Genomic DNA, 16,584 nt, shown 5'->3' with positions numbered 1-16,584 from the left:
TCCAGCGGTCAAGCCTTTGCTGCAACTGGTAGACTAGCGGGCCGCGGACCTGGTGCGCCGACGCATGCGGCCGGTTCGCGGCATCGCCGCAAGCGCCTTGATCGCCCTCCCGGCTTTCACGCCCAGGCGGAGCATCATCGGCCAGGCAAGCATCAGCGCCGCGACGAGCACGAGCGCGGGCAGGCCGGCCTCACCGCCCCCGCACGCGTGCGTGCAGGCGGGCGCCCGCACGCCCGCGCCGAAAGACATCAAAAGGAACGTCATGGAAATCCGGGGAGCGTCGCGACCTTGTCCAGCCTCTTTCGATCGGGCTGTTTAGGACAACAGGGTTAAATCGACATTTAGGTCGAATTATGACAGATCAAAACTGTTCGCGGCCGGGCCCCTGATCGTCGCGCCCTCGATAGACTGGCAGGGCCAGCGACCATCGGATCGCCGCGCCGCGTAGCGCGAAGCCCGCCGCCGCCCCTGTGATCGCCGCGACCGCGGTTCCCGCGCCGATCCAGATCAGGAGCAGGTAAAGGCCCGACGCCAACGCGGCCGCGGTCACATAGATTTCGGGACGGATGATGATCGACGGCACCCCGGCGAGCATGTCGCGGATGATCCCGCCGACGCAGCCGGTGATGACGCCCATCAACAACGCGGGAACGACCGGCACGCCCCAGCTCGTCGCCTTGGCGGTGCCGAAGACGCTGTAGGCCGCCAGACCGACCGCGTCGGCCCATTCGAGCAACCGCCCCTGCCACCAGCGTTCGGGGGTCACCCACACGAGCAGCGCGATCGCTATGCACACCGCGGCGACCGCGCCGTCCTGGATCCAGAACACGGGCGCGCCGATCAACAGGTCGCGCACGCTGCCGCCGCCGACGCCCGTTACCAACGCGAAAAAGCCCGCAGTGACGAGCGTCTGGCGCAGGCGCACCGCCATCAACGCGCCGGTGAGCGCGAACACGCCGATCCCGGCCAGATCGGCGAGCGCGATGATCGAAGGCAGGTCGGCTTTCATCGGGGCGCCCTATATCGCCTAAAAGCGGACCTGTCTCGCGCAGGTGACAGGCATGCCCGCCGCTGGCACAGTCCGGCCATGGACAGGACAGGCTGGCGCCCGATGCGCCCCCACGACCTCGACGCGGTGGCCGCAATCTCCGATGCCGTCCACGACGGCGCCTATTCGGAACGCCGCGCGATTTATGCCGAGCGGCTCGCGCTCTATCCGGCGGGCTGCCATGTATGCGCGATCGCGGGCGAACCCGCTGGCTATCTGATCGCGCATCCCTGGCATCGCGATGCGCCGCCGGCGCTCGACGCGCCGCTCGGCACCCTGCCCGTCGATGCCGGCACCTATTATCTCCACGATATTGCCCTCCTCGCGCCCGCACGGGGCGGCGGCAGGGGCGCCGCGGCGCTGGGCCTCGCAATCCGCGATGCGCGCACCGCGGGGTTCACAGAGATCAGCCTGGTCGCGGTCGGCGGCGCCGACGGCTATTGGGACCGGCAGGGATTCCGGCCGATCGCGCCCTATCCGGCCTATGGCCCGGAGGCGGTGCTGATGCGTCTCGACGTTTAGGCCAAGAAAAGGGCCGCCCGGCAATCCGGGCAGACCCGTTCATGGGCATGGTCGATCAGACGTGGATCGGCTTGCCGGTCACCGCCATCGCTGCTTCCTTCATCGCCTCGCTGTGCGTCGGATGCGCGTGGCAGGTATAGGCGATGTCCTCGGAGGTCGCGCCGAATTCCATGGCCTGCGCGGCCTGCGCGATCATCGTGCCCGCGACGCTCGCGATGCACCAGACGCCGAGCACGCGGTCGGTCTTCGCATCGGCGATCACCTTCACGAAGCCGTCGGGCTCGTGGTTGGTCTTGGCACGACTGTTGGCGAGCATCGGGAATTTGCCGACCTTGACCTCGCCCTGTTCCTTCGCTGCCTCTTCGGTCAGGCCGACACCGGCGATCTCCGGCATCGTATAGACCACCGACGGGATGACATCGTGATTCACAATGCCGGTCAGTCCCGCGATATTCTCGGCACAGGCGATGCCTTCATCCTCGGCCTTGTGCGCGAGCATCGGGCCCGGCACGACGTCGCCAATCGCCCAGATGCCGTCGACCTTGGTGCGGAAATCATGGTCGGTCTCGATCTGGCCGCGTTGGTTGACTTCCAGCCCCGCCTTGTCGAGTGCAAGCCCGTCGGTGTTGGGGCGGCGCCCGATCGACACGAGCACGACGTCGGCCTCCAGCGTCTCGGCTTCACCGCCAGCCGCGGGTTCGAGCGTCAGCACCGCCTTCTTGCCTTTCACCTCGGCCTTGGTGACCTTGGTCTTCAACTTGAATTCGATGCCCTGCTTCTTGAAGATCTTGTTCGCTTCCTTGCGGACGTCGCCGTCCATACCGGGCAGGATCTGGTCGAGGAATTCGACGCAGGTGACCTTGGCACCCAAGCGGCGCCACACGCTGCCGAGTTCGAGCCCGATCACGCCGCCGCCGATCACGACCATATGCCCCGGCACCTTGGCGAGCTCGAGTGCGCCGGTCGAATCGACGATCACGCCCTTGTCATTATCGACCTCGACGCCGGGCAGCGGGGTCACCGACGAGCCGGTGGCGATGATGATATTCTTCGCACGGACCGCCTTCCCCGCGACTTCAACCGTGTCGGCGGAGGTAAACTTGGCATAGCCCTTCAGCCAGTCGACCTTGTTCTTCTTGAACAGAAATTCGATCCCGCCGGTCAGACCCTTGACCGCGTCCTTGCGCTGGCCGTGCATTGTGTCGAGGTCGAGCTGGGGCTTTACCTTGATCCCCATTTTTTCCATCGCGCCATTTGCGGCGGCGTCGAAATATTCCGACGCGTGGAGCATCGCCTTCGACGGAATGCAGCCGACGTTGAGGCAGGTGCCGCCGAGCGTTTCGCGTCCCTCGGCGCATGCGGTCTTGAGCCCGAGCTGCGCCGCGCGGATCGCCGCGACATAGCCGCCGGGACCGGCCCCGATCACCAGAACGTCATAATCATAGTCAGCCATCATTCACTCCATTTCGAGTCCCGGCGACGCGACATAGACCCAGGCCGCACGACCCGATTCCAGCGTCACGTGCCGCCGCTCATAGTCTTCGGCCTCATAAGCGTCGGCCGCGGCCAATTCGTCTTTCGTCAGCCAATATAGGGTGCCCGCCACGCGCTGCGAAGCCGCTGCGTCGACAGCGAGCACCGGATAATGCGTCTCCCCGCTCCGCCGGACGACCTCCGCGTCGTCGATCGCGATACGTCCCATGCGAAATCCCGAGAGGGCGTCCGCCGTTCCGTCGAGCATCCGCCCGATCTGCTCGCGTTGCACGTCGGCGCGCTGCAAGCTGCCATAAGCGAACAGCGGTTCGAGGGCCGCAGCCATCGGCCTAGACCTCCAGCCCCGCCCGCTTGGCGCATGTTTTCATCACCGGCACGGCCTTGTCGTCGGAAAGCGACATCAGCTGCGCCGGGCTGTATTTCGCGACCAGTTCGTCGGCGGCGCAGCGGCAAACGGTCGCGGCAATATCGGCGGGAGCGCCGCTCTCGCTCGCGCTGGCCTGGCACGACTTGACGAACGAATCGACGAACTGCTTTTTGTAGCCGTCGTCGAACTCCTTCTTTGCCTCACCGCAGCCCGCCAGCGCCATCGCCGCCGTCAGGCCCGCACCCGCAAACCAGACGCGCGTCGCGGCGAACGACTGCAAGTTCATGCCCATCTCCTTCGCTTTGGCGTGGCGCGCGGCCGTCAAAGGTCGATCAACAGCCGCGTCGGATCCTCGATCGCTTCCTTGATCGTTTTCAGGAAGGTCACCGCCTCGCGGCCGTCGACCAGCCGATGATCGTAACTCATCGCGAGGTACATCATCGGACGGACCACGATTTCGCCGTTGCGCACGACTGGCCGGTCCTCGATGCGATGAAGGCCGAGCACCGCCGACTGCGGCGGATTGATGATCGGGGTCGACATCAGACCGCCGAACACGCCCCCGTTCGAAATGGTGAAGGTGCCCCCGGTCATGTCGTCCATCGTCAACGTGCCGTCCTTGGCGCGCTTGCCAAGGTCGGCGATCGCCTTTTCGATGTCCGCGAAGGACAGGCTTTCGGCGTTGCGCACGACGGGCACCACAAGCCCGTTCGGCGCGCTCACGGCGACCGACACGTCCAGATAATCGTGATAGACGATCTCGTCGCCATCGATGCGCGCATTGACCGCCGGAATATCGTGCGCAGCGAGCGCCACCGCCTTGGTGAAGAAGCTCATGAAGCCAAGGCGGACGCCATGCTTCTTTTCAAAAATGTCGCGATACTTCTCGCGCGTCTCGATCACCGCCGACATGTCGCAGTCGTTGAATGTCGTCAGCATCGCCGCCGTATCCTGCGCCGACTTGAGCCGCTTCGCGATCGTCTGGCGCATGCGCGTCATCTTGACGCGCTCTTCCTTGCGGCCGGGCGCGCTTGCTGAAGCGGGGGCTGCGGCTTCCGGGCTCGGCGCGGGCGATGCGTCGGGCGCGGCATTGGCGGCCGCGAGCACATCTTCCTTGGTCAGCCGCCCATCCTTGCCGCTGCCCTTGATCTTGGTCGGGTCGAGCCCGTGCTCCAGGACAAGGCGGCGCACCGCCGGCGACATGGTGGTGACGGTGTCGACGCTCTCGCCGCCCGTCGCGGCGGGCGCGGGCGCCGCGCTTTCCGCCTTCGCTTCCACCTTGGGCGCCGGCGCGGGCGCAGCCTTGCCATCGCCCGCCTCGATCGTCGCGATTACCGCGCCGACATTGACGGTGTCGCCGACCGCGACGACCTGTTGCCCCATCACCCCGGCGACGGGCGACGGCACTTCGACCGCGACCTTGTCGGTTTCGAGACTGGCGATCGGTTCGTCGGCGGCAACCGCCTCGCCGGGCTGCTTAAGCCATTCGCCGATCGTCGCTTCGGTGACGCTTTCGCCGAGGGTGGGAACTTTGACTTCGGTGCTCATGGGGTTCGTTCCTTGGGGATCAGGCTTTTTTCTTGGTGCGGCGGATTTCGGCGCGGACGCTGAGGCCCAGCGCGTCGGCGACGAGCGCCGCCTGTTCGGTCTGGTGGCGGCTCATCAGCCCGGTGGCCGGCGACGCGGCGGCATGGCGACCGGCGTAGCGCGGCCGCATATCCTTGTGCCCGGCCTCGTCCAGCGCTTCCTCGATCAGCGATTCGACAAAGAACCAGGCGCCGTTGTTCTTTGGCTCTTCCTGCGCCCAGACGACGCATTCGAGATTCTTCATCCGCTTGAGCCGCACCGCAAGCGCTTCGCCCGGGAAGGGGTAAAGCTGTTCGATGCGTACGACGCTGACATCGTCGAGGCCGGCACTGTCGCGCGCTTCCATCAGGTCATAGGCGACTTTGCCCGAACAGAGCACCAGCCGCTTGATCTTGTCGTCGGCGGGCGGGGTCATGTCGGACTTGATGCGCATGAAGTGGCTGTCGCCCAGAAAATCCTCGCGCGGACTGACCGCGAGCTTGTGGCGCAGCAGCGACTTCGGCGTCATGATGATCAGCGGCTTGCGGAAATCGCGAAGCATCTGACGGCGCAGCACATGGAAATAATTCGCCGGCGTGGTGATGTTGCACACCTGGATATTGTCGCCCGCGCACAGCTGCAGGAAGCGCTCGAGGCGCGCCGAACTATGCTCCGGCCCCTGCCCTTCATAACCGTGCGGCAGCAGCAGGACGAGGCCGTTGGCACGCAGCCACTTCGCCTCGCCGCTCGCGATGAACTGGTCGATCATGATCTGCGCGCCGTTGGCAAAGTCGCCGAACTGCGCTTCCCAGAGCACGAGGCTCTTCGGATCGGCCATCGCATAGCCATATTCGAAGCCGAGCACCCCATACTCGCTAAGCGGGCTGTCGAGCACCTCGAAGCGGCCGTGCGGCAGCGTCTTGAGCGGAACATATTTCGCCTCGGTCGATTGATCGACCCAGACGGCATGGCGCTGGCTGAAGGTGCCGCGCCCCGAATCCTGACCCGACAGGCGCACCTGATAGCCTTCGCTGAGCAGCGTACCGAACGCGAGAGCCTCGCCGGTCGCCCAGTCGAAATTATCGCCCGATTTGAACATCTCGGCGCGCCCGTCGATCACGCGGCGCAGCGTCTTGTGGACGTCGACGTCGTCCGGGATCGTCGTGATCGCGCGGCCGACGGCGTCGAACAGCTTGCGCTCGACGCCCGTTTCGACGTTACGGCGTGTATTGCCCTCGTCCTTCGGGGCATAGAGCCCCGACCAGCGGCCCGCGAACCAGTCGGCCTTATTCGCCTTGTAGTTCGCGCCGAGCTTGAACTCGTCTTCGAGATGGGCGGTAAAATCGCTGCGATGCGAGGCCACGAAATCGCCCTCGATCACGCCTTCGTCGACCAGCCGCGCACCGAACAGCTCGCTGACCGGCGGATGCTTGCGGATGATCTTGTACATCAGCGGCTGGGTGAAGCTCGGCTCGTCGCCTTCATTGTGGCCGAAGCGGCGATAACACCACATGTCGATCACGATGTCGCGCTTGAACTGCTGGCGAAAGTCGATCGCGAGCTTGCAGGCAAAGGTTACCGCTTCGGGATCGTCGCCGTTGACGTGCAGGATCGGCGCCTGGACGCCCTTCGCGACGTCCGACGGATAGGGGGACGATCTCGCGAAAGCGGGACTCGTCGTGAAACCGATCTGATTGTTGACGATGAAGTGGATACAACCACCGGTGTTGTAGCCGGGGACGCCCGAGAAGCCGAGGCATTCCCACACGATGCCCTGACCCGCGAAGGCCGCATCGCCGTGGATCAGCACCGGGAGCACCTGTTCGTGCTTGGCCAGGTCGTCGCGGTGGACCTGCTGCGCGCGCACCTTGCCGAGCACGACCGGATCGACCGCTTCGAGGTGCGAGGGGTTGGGGACGAGCGACATATGGACGCTGATCCCGTCGAACTCGCGGTCGGTCGAGGTGCCGAGGTGATATTTGACGTCGCCCGATCCGCCGACATCGTCGGGGTTCGCGCTGCCGCCCTGGAATTCGTGAAAAATGACGCGATACGGTTTCGCCATCACATTCGCGAGCATGTTCAGCCGCCCACGATGCGCCATGCCGTACACGATCTCCCGCACGCCATATTGGCCGCCGTATTTGATGATCGATTCCATTGCCGGGATCATCGCCTCGCCGCCATCGAGGCCGAAGCGCTTGGTGCCGACATATTTCTTGGCGAGGAATTTCTCCCACTCCTCGGCTTCGATCACCTTCTTGAGGATCGCCTGCTTGCCTTCCTTGGTGAATTCGACGCGCTTGTCGGCGCCTTCCATCCGGTCCTGCAGGAAGCGCCGTTCCTCGACGTCGGCGATGTGCATATATTCCAGGCCGACATGCCCGCAGTAGTTCGCCTGCAGGATCGACACGATCTCGCGCACCGTCGCGCGCTCGACGCCCAGCGTGCCGCCCAGATAGACGGGACGGTCCTGATCGGGACCGACGAAGCCATGATATTCGGGGGTCAGATCGGCAGGAAGCTCACGCGTCGACAGGTGCAGCGGATCGAGATTGGCGGCAAGGTGACCGCGCACGCGATAGGTGCGGATCAGCATCATCGCGCGGATCGAATCGTCCGCCGCGCGCTCGACCTCCGCGTTCGACAACGGAGCGCCGGCTTTCGCGGCGGCCGCCTTGACCGCGACCTGCATCTGCTGCGGGTCCAGTGCAGCGGTCCAGTCGTCGCTGAGGGTGGGCGGCCAGTTCTTCGGCGCCCAACTCGGCCCCGCCTGCGGCTCGTCGATGTCAAAGCTCTGTCGTTCGAGGTTCATATCATTTCACTCGCTGTGCCCCTGCGAAGGCAGGGGCCCATCTTTTGGGGACTAAACAAGCGTCTCGAATAGATCGGTCCAATCGGGATTTCGTTCCTCAATTCGCTTGATCTTCCAAGCCCGTTTCCATTTCTTCATTCGCGCTTCAAACTGCCGGGCGTCATGAATGCTTTCGAACATCTCGAACCATACCAGCAGTGTGCAACTATAATCCTTTGTAAAACCTTCGACCATGCCTTCGCGATGTTGCCATGCCCGTTGGGGCAGGTCGCTCGTCACGCCGATATAGATGGTCCCGTTTTTCCGGCTTGCCATGATGTAAACATAGCCGGGGCGGACCATCTCAAGCACCCCATCCGTGTGTCCCCGCGAAGGCGAGGACCCATGCAACGCTGCAATGGGTCCCCGCCTTCGCGGGGACACACGAATTGGCAGGTTGCCCTGAAATCACACCCGCTCCTTCAAAACCTCCGCCAGCGTCGTGCCGAGTTCGGACGGGCTGGCCGACACGGTGATGCCGGCGGCTTCCATCGCCGCGATCTTGCTTTCGGCGTCGCCCTTGCCGCCCGACACGATCGCGCCGGCGTGGCCCATGCGGCGGCCCGGAGGCGCGGTGCGGCCCGCGATGAAGCCGACCATCGGCTTCTTGCGGCCGCGCTTGGCTTCGTCGATCAGGAACTGCGCCGCCTGCTCCTCGGCGTCGCCGCCGATCTCGCCGATCATGATGATGCTCTTCGTGGCGTCGTCGGCCAGGAAAAGTTCGAGTACGTCGATGAAGTTGGTGCCGTTGACCGGATCGCCGCCGATGCCGACGGCGGTGGTCTGGCCGAGGCCGGCGTTGGTGGTCTGGAACACGGCTTCATAGGTCAGCGTGCCCGAGCGCGAGACGACGCCGACGCTGCCCTTTTTGAAGATGCTGCCCGGCATGATGCCGATCTTGCATTCGTCGGGGGTCAGCACGCCGGGGCAGTTCGGGCCGATCAGCCGCGACTTCGAACCCGACAGCGCGCGCTTCACCTTCACCATGTCGAGTACCGGGATGCCTTCGGTGATGCAGACGATCAACTCCATCTCGGCGTCGATCGCCTCGAGGATCGAATCGGCCGCGAACGGCGGCGGAACATAGATACAGCTCGCGGTCGCGCCGGTCGCCGCCTTGGCTTCTTCAACGGTGTTGAAGTTCGGCAGACCGATGTGCGTCGTGCCGCCCTTCCCCGGCGTCACGCCGCCCACCATCTTGGTGCCATAGGCGAGCGCCTGCTCGGTGTGGAAAGTGCCGGTGGCACCGGTCATCCCTTGCGTGATGACCTTGGTATTCTTGTCGATGAGGATGCTCATTTATCTATTCCTATCTTTGTTCCGGCATCAGCCGCGCGCCGGCGCCTCTAGCCAACTGAAAAAGCGACGCCCCAACGGCCAGAGCAAAATCGCGAGACATTCGAGAAGTAGAACTCCCGTAATTCCGTCTGCGATTCCCGCGTAGGCGACCCGGTTTCCATAAACCGGCGGAGCGCCGTAAGAGGACACCAATACGAACGCACAATAAGACGCCGCAACGGCACAAACCGCTCTAAGCGTCGCGGCCCCTGCAAGCTTGAAAATCAGAAACTGGATGCCGCCGACCACAATGATCGGCGCCCCAATCAGGATTACAAGAAGCAGGCCCACGTCCATCAGGCTAGGCTAGGGTCCAGATTCTTGCACGCGTCGAGCAGTTCCTTGACCGCGTCGACCGAGACCTGCAGGCCCGCCTTGTCGGCGTCGTCGAGTTCGATTTCGACGATCTTCTCGACCCCGCCCGCACCGATCTGCACCGGCACGCCGACGTACAGGCCATCGACGCCATACTGGCCGTCGACATAGGCCGCGCAGGGCAGGATGCGTTTCTGGTCACCCAGATAGGCTTCGGCCATCGCGATGCCCGAGGCTGCGGGCGCGTAGAAGGCCGATCCGGTGCCGAGCAGCGCGACGATCTCGCCGCCGCCGCCGCGGGTGCGCTTGACGATCGCGTCGATCTTGTCCTGCGTCGACAGGCCCATCTTGACGAGGTCGGGAACGGGGATGCCGTTGACGGTCGAGTAGCGGACGACGGGAACCATCGTGTCGCCGTGACCACCGAGCACGAAGGTGTTCACATCCTTCACCGATACGTCGAATTCGTCGGCGATGAAGTGGCTGAATCGCGCCGAGTCGAGCACGCCGGCCATGCCGACGACCTTGTTATGCGGCAGCCCCGAGAATTCGCGCAGCGCCCAGACCATCGCGTCGAGCGGGTTGGTGATGCAGATGACGAAGGCGTCGGGGGCGTTCGCCTTGATGCCCTCGCCCACCGCCTTCATGACCTTGAGGTTGATGCCGAGCAAATCGTCGCGGCTCATGCCCGGCTTGCGGGCGACACCGGCGGTGACGATGATGACGTCGGCGCCCGCGATGTCCTTGTAATCATTGGTACCGGTGATCTTCGCGTCGAAGCCCGCGATCGGACCGACCTGCGACAGGTCGAGCGCCTTGCCCTGCGGCACGCCTTCGACCACGTCGAACAGAACGACATCGCCGAGTTCCTTTTGCGCGGCGAGCAGCGCCAGCGTTCCGCCGATATTCCCGGCGCCGATCAGCGCGATCTTCTTACGTCCCATGGTGCGCGGCACTCCCTTCGTGGCAAGCCCGGCAAAGTGATTCACAGACCGGCGGGGGCACGGGCCAAAGCCTCTTGCCGGTCCCAAGGATGGCGACGCCCCTACGCCGATTCCGTTAACGAAACAACCGCGAAAAGGAGGAAAAACCGGCTTTCTTTGCAAATAGTTCGCAATATCTTTTGAGGGTGCATGAGTGAAGCCGTGTCGGTCATCCTGGCGCATCCGGCGGCTGCGGACAGCCATCTTGCGTTCGTCGGCGACAGGCGTAAGACAAATGGCGGTAGGGGCGTCCGGCGCAAGGGAGAGCCGATGCCATGAAGATATATCTCGCAGCCGCCCTGGCGGCCGCATCGCTGGGTGCGGGTATCCCGGCGCAAGCCAGCGAAAAAGGCTGGGACGATGCCGGATCGATCGCCCGCGACGCGCTGGTCGTCGCTGCGCTCGGCGTTCCCGCGGTCCAGGGCGACTGGGACGGCGCGCTCCAGGCCGGCGGCAGCATCGGCGTGTCGGCAGGCGTCACCTATGGCCTGAAAGAGGCGTTTCCCGAACGCCGGCCCGATGGCAGCGACAACAAGAGCTTTCCCTCGGGCCACACATCGATGTCCTTCGCCGCCGCGGCGACGCTGCATAACCGCTATGGCTGGGAAGTCGGCCTTCCGGCGCAGATCGTCGCGGCCTTCGTCGGGTTGAGCCGGGTCGAGGCGAAGAAGCATCATGTCCACGACGTGCTCGTCGGCGCGGCGATCGGCGAAGCGTCGGGATTCCTGATCACCCGCAAGGCGAGCGACCGCGTGCAGATTTTCCCCTGGGGCGATACCAAGAGCGGTGGCGTCGCGATGACCATGCGCTTCTGAATCGACCGGGCTCAGGCCCTATAGGGCACTTAACCGTCCTTTTAGGCCCTCTTGCTACGCACGATCGCCATGACGCGGGCGATTATCAGCTTCGACACCGAATTGTCGGCTGCCCTTTACCAAAAGGGGGCCGACGCGCGCGCCAATTTCGAAAGCTCGATCCTCGGCCGCTGTCGCGACGGCGATTTCGGGATCCTGTTCCAGATGGACCTGCTCGAAGCCCACGGGATAAAGGGTGTTTTCTTCGTCGATCCGATGCCCGCGCTCGTCTATGGACCCCGGATCATCGCCGACATCGTCCGGCCGATCGTCGAGCGCGGCCATGAGGTGCAGCTCCATATTCACACCGAATGGCTGAAATTCGCGCGCTTCAACCCGGTCGGCAAGCAACTCGGCCGCAATATCGGCGATTTCTCCCTTGCCGCGCAGAAAAAGCTGATCGGCCTGGCCCGCGACATATTGGAGCGCGCGGGTGCACGGCCGCCCACGGCATTCCGCGCCGGGAACTTCGGGGCCAACGACGATACGCTTCGCGCCCTCGCCGCCCTCGATTTTCGCTACGACAGCAGCTTCAACGCCGCCTATCGCGACCGCGAATGCCGGATCGGCCTCGACGCCGACAATCTGGGCATGCGGTTTCACAACGGCATCTGCGAAGTTCCGGTCAGCGGATTGATGGACAAGCCCGGTCGCTTTCGCCCGGCCCAGTTGTGCGCCATGTCCAAGGAAGAGATGCGGGACGCTCTCGCCCATGCCGTAGAGAGCGAGGCGATCCAGTTTTCGGCCTTCAGCCATAGCTTCGAATTGATGAGTCGCGATCGCGCGGTGGTCAACCGGCTCGCGGTCGCGCGGCTGAAGGCGCTTTGCCGCGCTGTCGCAGACGATCCGCGCGTGACGAGCGGCGGATTTGAAGGGCTGCCGCTACCGCCGGTGCAGCCGGGGCGCATCGAAGCCGCCGCTCCGCGCCCGGTTCGCACCTGGAAACGCGTCGTCGAACAGGGAGTCGGCCATCTCGCGCACGAGGTCCATTACATCCGCAGCCTTACTTATGTCGCCGCCAACTCATCGCGCTGGGGGAAGTTTGTCGGGAGCATCATCCTGGCCATGGCCTAGGGCGAGATATTCGTCGGACTGCATCTCGGCGAGGCGGCTGGCGGTACGCTCGAATTCGAAGGCGCCGTCGCCCGCGACGTAAAGCTGGTCGGGCTCGGCCGCGGCGCTCGCCAGCAACTTGACCTTATATTCGTAGAGCGCATCGATCAGCGTCACGAATCGCGCCGCCTCGTTGCGATTCTCCGGCCCCATGCGCGGAATGCCGACCAGAATGACGGTGTGGAATTGCCGTGCGACCGCCAGATAGTCGGACGCGCCCCGCGCTTCGCCGCACAGGCGCTTGAACGAAAAGACGGCAACGCCCTTCAGGGCCTTGGGCACCCGCAACGCGCGACCGCCCCCGACATCGAGGTCGAGCGACGGCACGTGCGCGCGGTCTTCGGGTGGATAATCGGTCAGGCGGAAAAAAGCCGCCGAGAGCGCCTCGGTCGCCGCAGCATCGGCGGGCACGAACCAGCGCTTGCCGTCGCCGAGGCGATGGCGGCGATAGTCGGTCGGCCCGTTGAGGCTCATCACGTCGAGCCGCTCTTCGATCAGGGCGATGAAGGGCAGGAAATGCTCGCGGTTGAGCCCATCCTTGTAGAGATCGTGCGGCGGACGGTTCGAGGTCGCAACGACGGTGACCCCCTCTTCGATCAATGCCGTAAACAGGCGCGAGAGGATCATCGCATCGGCGCTGTTGTTCACCACCATTTCGTCGAACGCGAGGCAGCGGACATTCTCGGTCAGCATGGCCGCGACCTGCGGAATCGGGTCGCCGCTCTCGGTGCGCCGCACCTCGCGCATCCGCGCATGCACGTCCTGCATGAAGGCGTGAAAATGGACGCGCCGCTTTCGCTGGATAGCGAGTCGGTCGTAGAACAGGTCCATCAGCATCGACTTGCCGCGACCGACCGCGCCCCACAGATACACGCCGCGCGGCGACGGCGGCTTGCGACGCGCGATGCGCCAGAGCAGGCTGCCGCGCGGGGGCGCCGCCTCCAGCTCGTCCTGCAGCAGCGCCAGTCGTTCGGCGGCGGTGCGCTGTTCGGGGTCCGGCTTCAGCTCGCTGGCGGCAACCAGCGCATCATAGACCGCGAGCAGCGTCATTCAGCGCTTGCTCGCCTTGCGGATCGTACCCGCGAAGCTCAGCACGATATGCGCATCGCCCTCCCCCTGGACGACCAGGCCGCGCAGGAAGATCAGTCGCCCGGTTTCGCGTACCAGTTCGACTATGGCGTCCATCGGTTCGCCGATCCGGCCGGCCCCGACAAATTGGGTCGACAGGTCGAGCGTCACCGAATGGCCGGCATCGAGCGACCCGAACTGGTGCGAGGCGGCAAACAGCGCGATATCGACAAGCGCGAGCGTCACCGCGCCATGGACGTTGTCGCCAAGGTTGCTGTGCTTGCGCTCGGGCAGCATCCGGACCCGCGCACGGGGGCGGCCGTCGGGCGTGGGTTCTTCACGGCGCACCGACAGGGGTTCGATAAAGGCGTTGAAGCGGCTGGGATCCTTCAGGTTCCAGCTCACCCAGCCGTCATCGAGCGCCTCGGCGCTGAAATTATCGCGGCGCTTCGGCTCTTCTATCCCGTCATTCATGGGGTGAGGTTCGCCATGCCGCCGTCGACGCAAGCCGTCATCAGACCTGCCGCTCGGCTTCCATCTTCTTGATCTCGGCAATCGCGCGCGCGGGGCTGAGCCCTTTCGGGCACGCATTGGCGCAGTTCATGATCGTGTGGCAGCGATAGAGGCGGAACGGATCCTCGAGTTCGTCGAGACGCTCGCCGGTCATCTCGTCGCGGCTGTCGGCGAGCCAGCGATAGGCCTGGAGCAGGATCGCCGGGCCAAGGAACTTGTCGCTGTTCCACCAATAGCTAGGGCAACTCGTCGAGCAGCAGGCGCAGAGGATGCACTCGTACAGCCCGTCCAGCTTTTCGCGCTCCGCGGGCGATTGCAGCCGCTCCTTGCCGCTCGGGGTCGTCGTCTTGGTTTTCAGCCACGGCTCGATCGAGGCATATTGCGCATAGAAATGGGTGAAGTCGGGGACCAGATCCTTGATGACTTCCATATGGGGCAACGGGGTGATCCGGATGTCGCCCTTCAGATCCTCGATCGCGGTGGTGCAGGCGAGGCCGTTCTTGCCGTTCATGTTCATCGAACAGCTGCCGCAGATGCCTTCGCGGCACGAACGGCGAAAAGTCAGCGAGCTGTCCTGTTCGCTCTTCATCTTGATCAGCGCATCGAGCACCATCGGCCCGCACGTGTCGAGATCGACCTCGAACGTGTCGAAATGCGGGTTCTCGCCGCTGTCGGGAGTGTAACGATAGACCTTGAACTTTTTGACGTTGGTCGCGCCCTCGGCAGTATGAACCGTGCCGCTCTTCTTCACGCGGCTGTTCTTGGGCAGGCGAAATTCGGCCATGTCGCGGGCTCCCTTGTGCAATCGGGCCGACGCCTAGACCCGATGAACCGCGACGGCAAGGGGGTGATGTCCCCATCGAATCGCATTCGTGTATCTCCGCGAAGGCGGGAGCACACAGCTTTTCTTTCGCCTCAATACCACTTAGGGGCGCAGCGATGAGCGAAGAGCCCGCCCCCGCGTCAGCCGTGACCAGCCGCCACGTTGCGAAGGGGCTCGGCACGACCGTCCTCGCGCGGCTCGGCGCGGTGGTCGAGATCGTCGCCCAGCCGCTCTATGTCGCGATGTTCGGGCTCGCCGGCTACGGCCTCTATGCGGTGCTGTGGGCGACGATCAACCTGATAGAGAATATCTTCGACCTCGGCATGACGAGCGCGATGCAGCGCACCGTGCCGCAGTCGGCGAGCGACGCCGACGCCGCCGCGGCGCTGCGCACCGCGATGCTGTTCGGGGTTGGACCGTGCCTGGTCGTCGCGGGAGCAATCGCGCTCTTCGCCGCCGACCTTGCGCCCTTCCTCAACGTCGCGGCGCGCGATCGCCCGCTCGTCGTCCCCGCGATCCAGCTCTTCGTCTGGGCACTTCCCCTGTGGGCCTTCGTCGAGATCGCGACGTCGGCGATGCGCGCGCGGATGGTGTTCGGCGCCGAGATCCGGCTGCGCATCGTGTGGGAACAGATCATGCGGTTGGTCTTCGCCGGCCTGTTCTTCGTCGGCGGACTGGGCCTCAAGGGATTGTTCATCGCCCATATCTGCTCGCTGGCGATCACCGCTCTGCTCTGTATCCGCCTGCTTGCGCGCTATTACAGCTTCGGCGACCTGTGGCGCGGGCCGTGGCGTGGCCGGACCGCGACGGACACCTTTTGGGCCGGCCTGTCGATCCTGCCCTCGAACGTCATCGCACGACTGTTCGGCGACGCACCGGCGCTGATCCTCAATCTGCTCATCCCCGGGGCAGGCGGCGCGGCGGCAGCGGGCCTGTTCACCATCGCGCGCAAGCTGTCGAGCGTCGTCCAGCTGGTCCGCATCGCCTTCGTCTATGTCCTCGCGCCGCTCGCGGCGAGCGCCGAGCGTGCCGACCGGAGGCAGGTCGCGGACATCTATGCCTATGCGACGCGGTTGATTTCGGCGATCGCGCTGCCGCTCGCGGCGGTTCTCGCGGCGGGCAGTTCGTCGCTGCTCGGCCTGTTCGGCGCGCAGGCTCATGTCGCGCAGGGAGCCGTCGTCATCCTGCTTTTCGCGCGCGCGATAGAGGCCGTGCTCGGCATATCGCTGCCGGTGCTCCAGGTCGTCGCCGCCTTTCGCCACCAGCTCACCGCGAGTATCTTCGGTGTGCTCGTGGCGCTGGGCGCCGGCTGGCTGATCGTCGGCCACATGGACGAACTGACCGGGGTGACGCTGGCGATGGCCATCGGCCTTGTCGTCATGGCGGGCATTCCGATGATCCAGCTTGCGGCGGGCGAGCAACTCCAGCCCTTCGACCATCAGTTCCCCAAGGTCGCGGCGATCGGGCTCGCGATCACCATCGCCGCCGGACTGCTCGCGCTCGCGGTGAGCCGCCTGCCCGACGCCGCCGCGCTGCCGCTTATCGCCCTCATCGCGGCGGGCGCGATCTGGCTGTCGCTGCGCTTCGCCCTGCCCCATGCCGACCGCGCGTCGCTCGGCAAGACCGCGCGCAAGCTCAAGCTGGTCTGACCCTGCTTTCGTCATGCTGGTGACGATGACGGGTTGGGTCTTATTTTGGCCGCAAACTTTGCTAGAGGGGACGGCTC

The 16,584-nt window shown here is 64.9% G+C and carries 18 protein-coding genes; 4 read left to right on the top strand and 14 right to left on the bottom strand.

What is annotated here, in order from left to right; all coding sequences use genetic code 11:
- Positions 1 to 33: 33 nt before the first annotated feature.
- Positions 34 to 264, bottom strand: a complete 231-nt coding sequence (locus AC58D2_RS01595) for a hypothetical protein (RefSeq protein ID WP_497386681.1) — start codon at positions 262 to 264, stop codon at positions 34 to 36.
- A 97-nt stretch (positions 265 to 361) separates the two neighbouring features.
- Positions 362 to 1,009 (bottom strand): trimeric intracellular cation channel family protein, encoded by a 648-nt coding sequence (locus AC58D2_RS01590; RefSeq protein ID WP_497386679.1) that lies wholly within the window; start codon positions 1,007 to 1,009, stop codon positions 362 to 364.
- Between the two features lie 102 nt (positions 1,010 to 1,111).
- Between AC58D2_RS01590 and AC58D2_RS01585 the strand changes: the two genes are divergently transcribed.
- Positions 1,112 to 1,570: a GNAT family N-acetyltransferase gene (locus AC58D2_RS01585; RefSeq protein WP_497386677.1), complete on the top strand. Its 459-nt coding sequence runs from the start codon at positions 1,112 to 1,114 to the stop codon at positions 1,568 to 1,570.
- A 55-nt stretch (positions 1,571 to 1,625) separates the two neighbouring features.
- On the opposite strand, the gene lpdA is transcribed toward AC58D2_RS01585, so the two are convergent.
- The 9 genes from lpdA to mdh form a co-directional block, all read right to left on the bottom strand.
- Positions 1,626 to 3,023, bottom strand: coding sequence for a dihydrolipoyl dehydrogenase (gene lpdA / locus AC58D2_RS01580; RefSeq protein ID WP_497386675.1), 1,398 nt, complete (start codon positions 3,021 to 3,023; stop codon positions 1,626 to 1,628).
- A gap of 3 nt (positions 3,024 to 3,026) precedes the next feature.
- Positions 3,027 to 3,389 carry a gamma-glutamylcyclotransferase gene (locus AC58D2_RS01575; RefSeq protein ID WP_497386673.1) on the bottom strand — a complete coding sequence of 121 codons (363 nt, stop codon included), beginning with the start codon at positions 3,387 to 3,389 and terminating at the stop codon, positions 3,027 to 3,029.
- Between the two features lie 4 nt (positions 3,390 to 3,393).
- Positions 3,394 to 3,756, bottom strand: coding sequence for a hypothetical protein (locus AC58D2_RS01570; RefSeq protein ID WP_497386671.1), 363 nt, complete (start codon positions 3,754 to 3,756; stop codon positions 3,394 to 3,396).
- Positions 3,753 to 4,979, bottom strand: a complete 1,227-nt coding sequence (gene odhB / locus AC58D2_RS01565) for a 2-oxoglutarate dehydrogenase complex dihydrolipoyllysine-residue succinyltransferase (protein ID WP_497386669.1) — start codon at positions 4,977 to 4,979, stop codon at positions 3,753 to 3,755. Before odhB ends, AC58D2_RS01570 begins: the two co-directional genes overlap by 4 nt.
- A 19-nt stretch (positions 4,980 to 4,998) precedes the next feature.
- Complete coding sequence (locus AC58D2_RS01560; protein ID WP_497386667.1) at positions 4,999 to 7,812, bottom strand: 2-oxoglutarate dehydrogenase E1 component; 2,814 nt, start codon at positions 7,810 to 7,812, stop codon at positions 4,999 to 5,001.
- Between the two features lie 51 nt (positions 7,813 to 7,863).
- Positions 7,864 to 8,154 carry a GIY-YIG nuclease family protein gene (locus AC58D2_RS01555; RefSeq protein ID WP_497386665.1) on the bottom strand — a complete coding sequence of 97 codons (291 nt, stop codon included), beginning with the start codon at positions 8,152 to 8,154 and terminating at the stop codon, positions 7,864 to 7,866.
- A gap of 105 nt (positions 8,155 to 8,259) precedes the next feature.
- On the bottom strand, positions 8,260 to 9,150 hold the full coding sequence (gene sucD, locus AC58D2_RS01550; RefSeq protein WP_497386663.1) for a succinate--CoA ligase subunit alpha: 891 nt from the start codon (positions 9,148 to 9,150) through the stop codon (positions 8,260 to 8,262).
- A 27-nt stretch (positions 9,151 to 9,177) separates the two neighbouring features.
- Positions 9,178 to 9,486 carry a hypothetical protein gene (locus tag AC58D2_RS01545; RefSeq protein WP_497386661.1) on the bottom strand — a complete coding sequence of 103 codons (309 nt, stop codon included), beginning with the start codon at positions 9,484 to 9,486 and terminating at the stop codon, positions 9,178 to 9,180.
- Positions 9,486 to 10,448, bottom strand: coding sequence for a malate dehydrogenase (mdh, locus tag AC58D2_RS01540; RefSeq protein ID WP_497386659.1), 963 nt, complete (start codon positions 10,446 to 10,448; stop codon positions 9,486 to 9,488). The genes AC58D2_RS01545 and mdh overlap by 1 nt, the downstream gene beginning before the upstream one ends.
- A gap of 314 nt (positions 10,449 to 10,762) precedes the next feature.
- Here mdh and AC58D2_RS01535 point away from each other — a divergent pair, with 314 nt between their 5' ends.
- Both AC58D2_RS01535 and AC58D2_RS01530 read left to right on the top strand, forming a co-directional pair.
- A complete protein-coding gene (locus AC58D2_RS01535) occupies positions 10,763 to 11,302 on the top strand; it encodes a phosphatase PAP2 family protein (RefSeq protein WP_497386657.1) in 540 nt (179 codons plus the stop codon).
- A gap of 69 nt (positions 11,303 to 11,371) precedes the next feature.
- Positions 11,372 to 12,415 (top strand): polysaccharide deacetylase family protein, encoded by a 1,044-nt coding sequence (locus tag AC58D2_RS01530; protein WP_497386655.1) that lies wholly within the window; start codon positions 11,372 to 11,374, stop codon positions 12,413 to 12,415.
- Here the strand turns inward: AC58D2_RS01530 and zapE are convergent.
- From zapE to AC58D2_RS01515, 3 genes are read right to left on the bottom strand one after another with little or no spacing between them, the layout of a single operon-like run.
- Positions 12,365 to 13,504, bottom strand: coding sequence for a cell division protein ZapE (zapE, locus tag AC58D2_RS01525; RefSeq protein ID WP_497386653.1), 1,140 nt, complete (start codon positions 13,502 to 13,504; stop codon positions 12,365 to 12,367). The genes AC58D2_RS01530 and zapE overlap by 51 nt on opposite strands.
- Positions 13,505 to 13,996 (bottom strand): PaaI family thioesterase, encoded by a 492-nt coding sequence (locus tag AC58D2_RS01520; RefSeq protein WP_497386651.1) that lies wholly within the window; start codon positions 13,994 to 13,996, stop codon positions 13,505 to 13,507. It lies immediately after the preceding gene.
- 40 nt (positions 13,997 to 14,036) lie between these two features.
- Entirely contained in the window at positions 14,037 to 14,819 is a 783-nt protein-coding gene (locus AC58D2_RS01515) for a succinate dehydrogenase iron-sulfur subunit (protein ID WP_497386649.1), read from the bottom strand.
- Positions 14,820 to 14,974: 155 nt separating this feature from the next.
- Here AC58D2_RS01515 and AC58D2_RS01510 point away from each other — a divergent pair, with 155 nt between their 5' ends.
- Positions 14,975 to 16,507, top strand: a complete 1,533-nt coding sequence (locus AC58D2_RS01510) for a lipopolysaccharide biosynthesis protein (RefSeq protein ID WP_497386647.1) — start codon at positions 14,975 to 14,977, stop codon at positions 16,505 to 16,507.
- Positions 16,508 to 16,584 lie beyond the last annotated feature (77 nt).

It is taken from the genome of Sphingopyxis sp. CR5 (assembly GCF_059693785.1).
The sequence above is the reverse complement of the archived record's forward strand: the minus strand, read 5'-3'. Positions and strand labels throughout refer to the sequence as shown.

Excerpts from the sequence above, each read along its gene's own strand:
- lpdA (WP_497386675.1), bottom strand. The coding sequence starts at position 3,023 with ATGGCTGACTATGATTATGACGTTCTGGTGATCGGGGCCGGTCCCGGC.
- AC58D2_RS01585 (WP_497386677.1), top strand. The coding sequence starts at position 1,112 with ATGCGCCCCCACGACCTCGACGCGGTGGCCGCAATCTCCGATGCCGTC.
- AC58D2_RS01560 (WP_497386667.1), bottom strand. The coding sequence starts at position 7,812 with ATGAACCTCGAACGACAGAGCTTTGACATCGACGAGCCGCAGGCGGGG.
- zapE (WP_497386653.1), bottom strand. The coding sequence starts at position 13,504 with ATGACGCTGCTCGCGGTCTATGATGCGCTGGTTGCCGCCAGCGAGCTG.
- AC58D2_RS01595 (WP_497386681.1), bottom strand. The coding sequence starts at position 264 with ATGACGTTCCTTTTGATGTCTTTCGGCGCGGGCGTGCGGGCGCCCGCC.
- AC58D2_RS01575 (WP_497386673.1), bottom strand. The coding sequence starts at position 3,389 with ATGGCTGCGGCCCTCGAACCGCTGTTCGCTTATGGCAGCTTGCAGCGC.
- AC58D2_RS01555 (WP_497386665.1), bottom strand. The coding sequence starts at position 8,154 with ATGGTCCGCCCCGGCTATGTTTACATCATGGCAAGCCGGAAAAACGGG.
- AC58D2_RS01520 (WP_497386651.1), bottom strand. The coding sequence starts at position 13,996 with ATGAATGACGGGATAGAAGAGCCGAAGCGCCGCGATAATTTCAGCGCC.
- mdh (WP_497386659.1), bottom strand. The coding sequence starts at position 10,448 with ATGGGACGTAAGAAGATCGCGCTGATCGGCGCCGGGAATATCGGCGGA.
- sucD (WP_497386663.1), bottom strand. The coding sequence starts at position 9,150 with ATGAGCATCCTCATCGACAAGAATACCAAGGTCATCACGCAAGGGATG.
- AC58D2_RS01535 (WP_497386657.1), top strand. The coding sequence starts at position 10,763 with ATGAAGATATATCTCGCAGCCGCCCTGGCGGCCGCATCGCTGGGTGCG.
- AC58D2_RS01510 (WP_497386647.1), top strand. The coding sequence starts at position 14,975 with ATGAGCGAAGAGCCCGCCCCCGCGTCAGCCGTGACCAGCCGCCACGTT.
- AC58D2_RS01515 (WP_497386649.1), bottom strand. The coding sequence starts at position 14,819 with ATGGCCGAATTTCGCCTGCCCAAGAACAGCCGCGTGAAGAAGAGCGGC.
- AC58D2_RS01545 (WP_497386661.1), bottom strand. The coding sequence starts at position 9,486 with ATGGACGTGGGCCTGCTTCTTGTAATCCTGATTGGGGCGCCGATCATT.
- odhB (WP_497386669.1), bottom strand. The coding sequence starts at position 4,979 with ATGAGCACCGAAGTCAAAGTTCCCACCCTCGGCGAAAGCGTCACCGAA.
- AC58D2_RS01590 (WP_497386679.1), bottom strand. The coding sequence starts at position 1,009 with ATGAAAGCCGACCTGCCTTCGATCATCGCGCTCGCCGATCTGGCCGGG.
- AC58D2_RS01530 (WP_497386655.1), top strand. The coding sequence starts at position 11,372 with ATGACGCGGGCGATTATCAGCTTCGACACCGAATTGTCGGCTGCCCTT.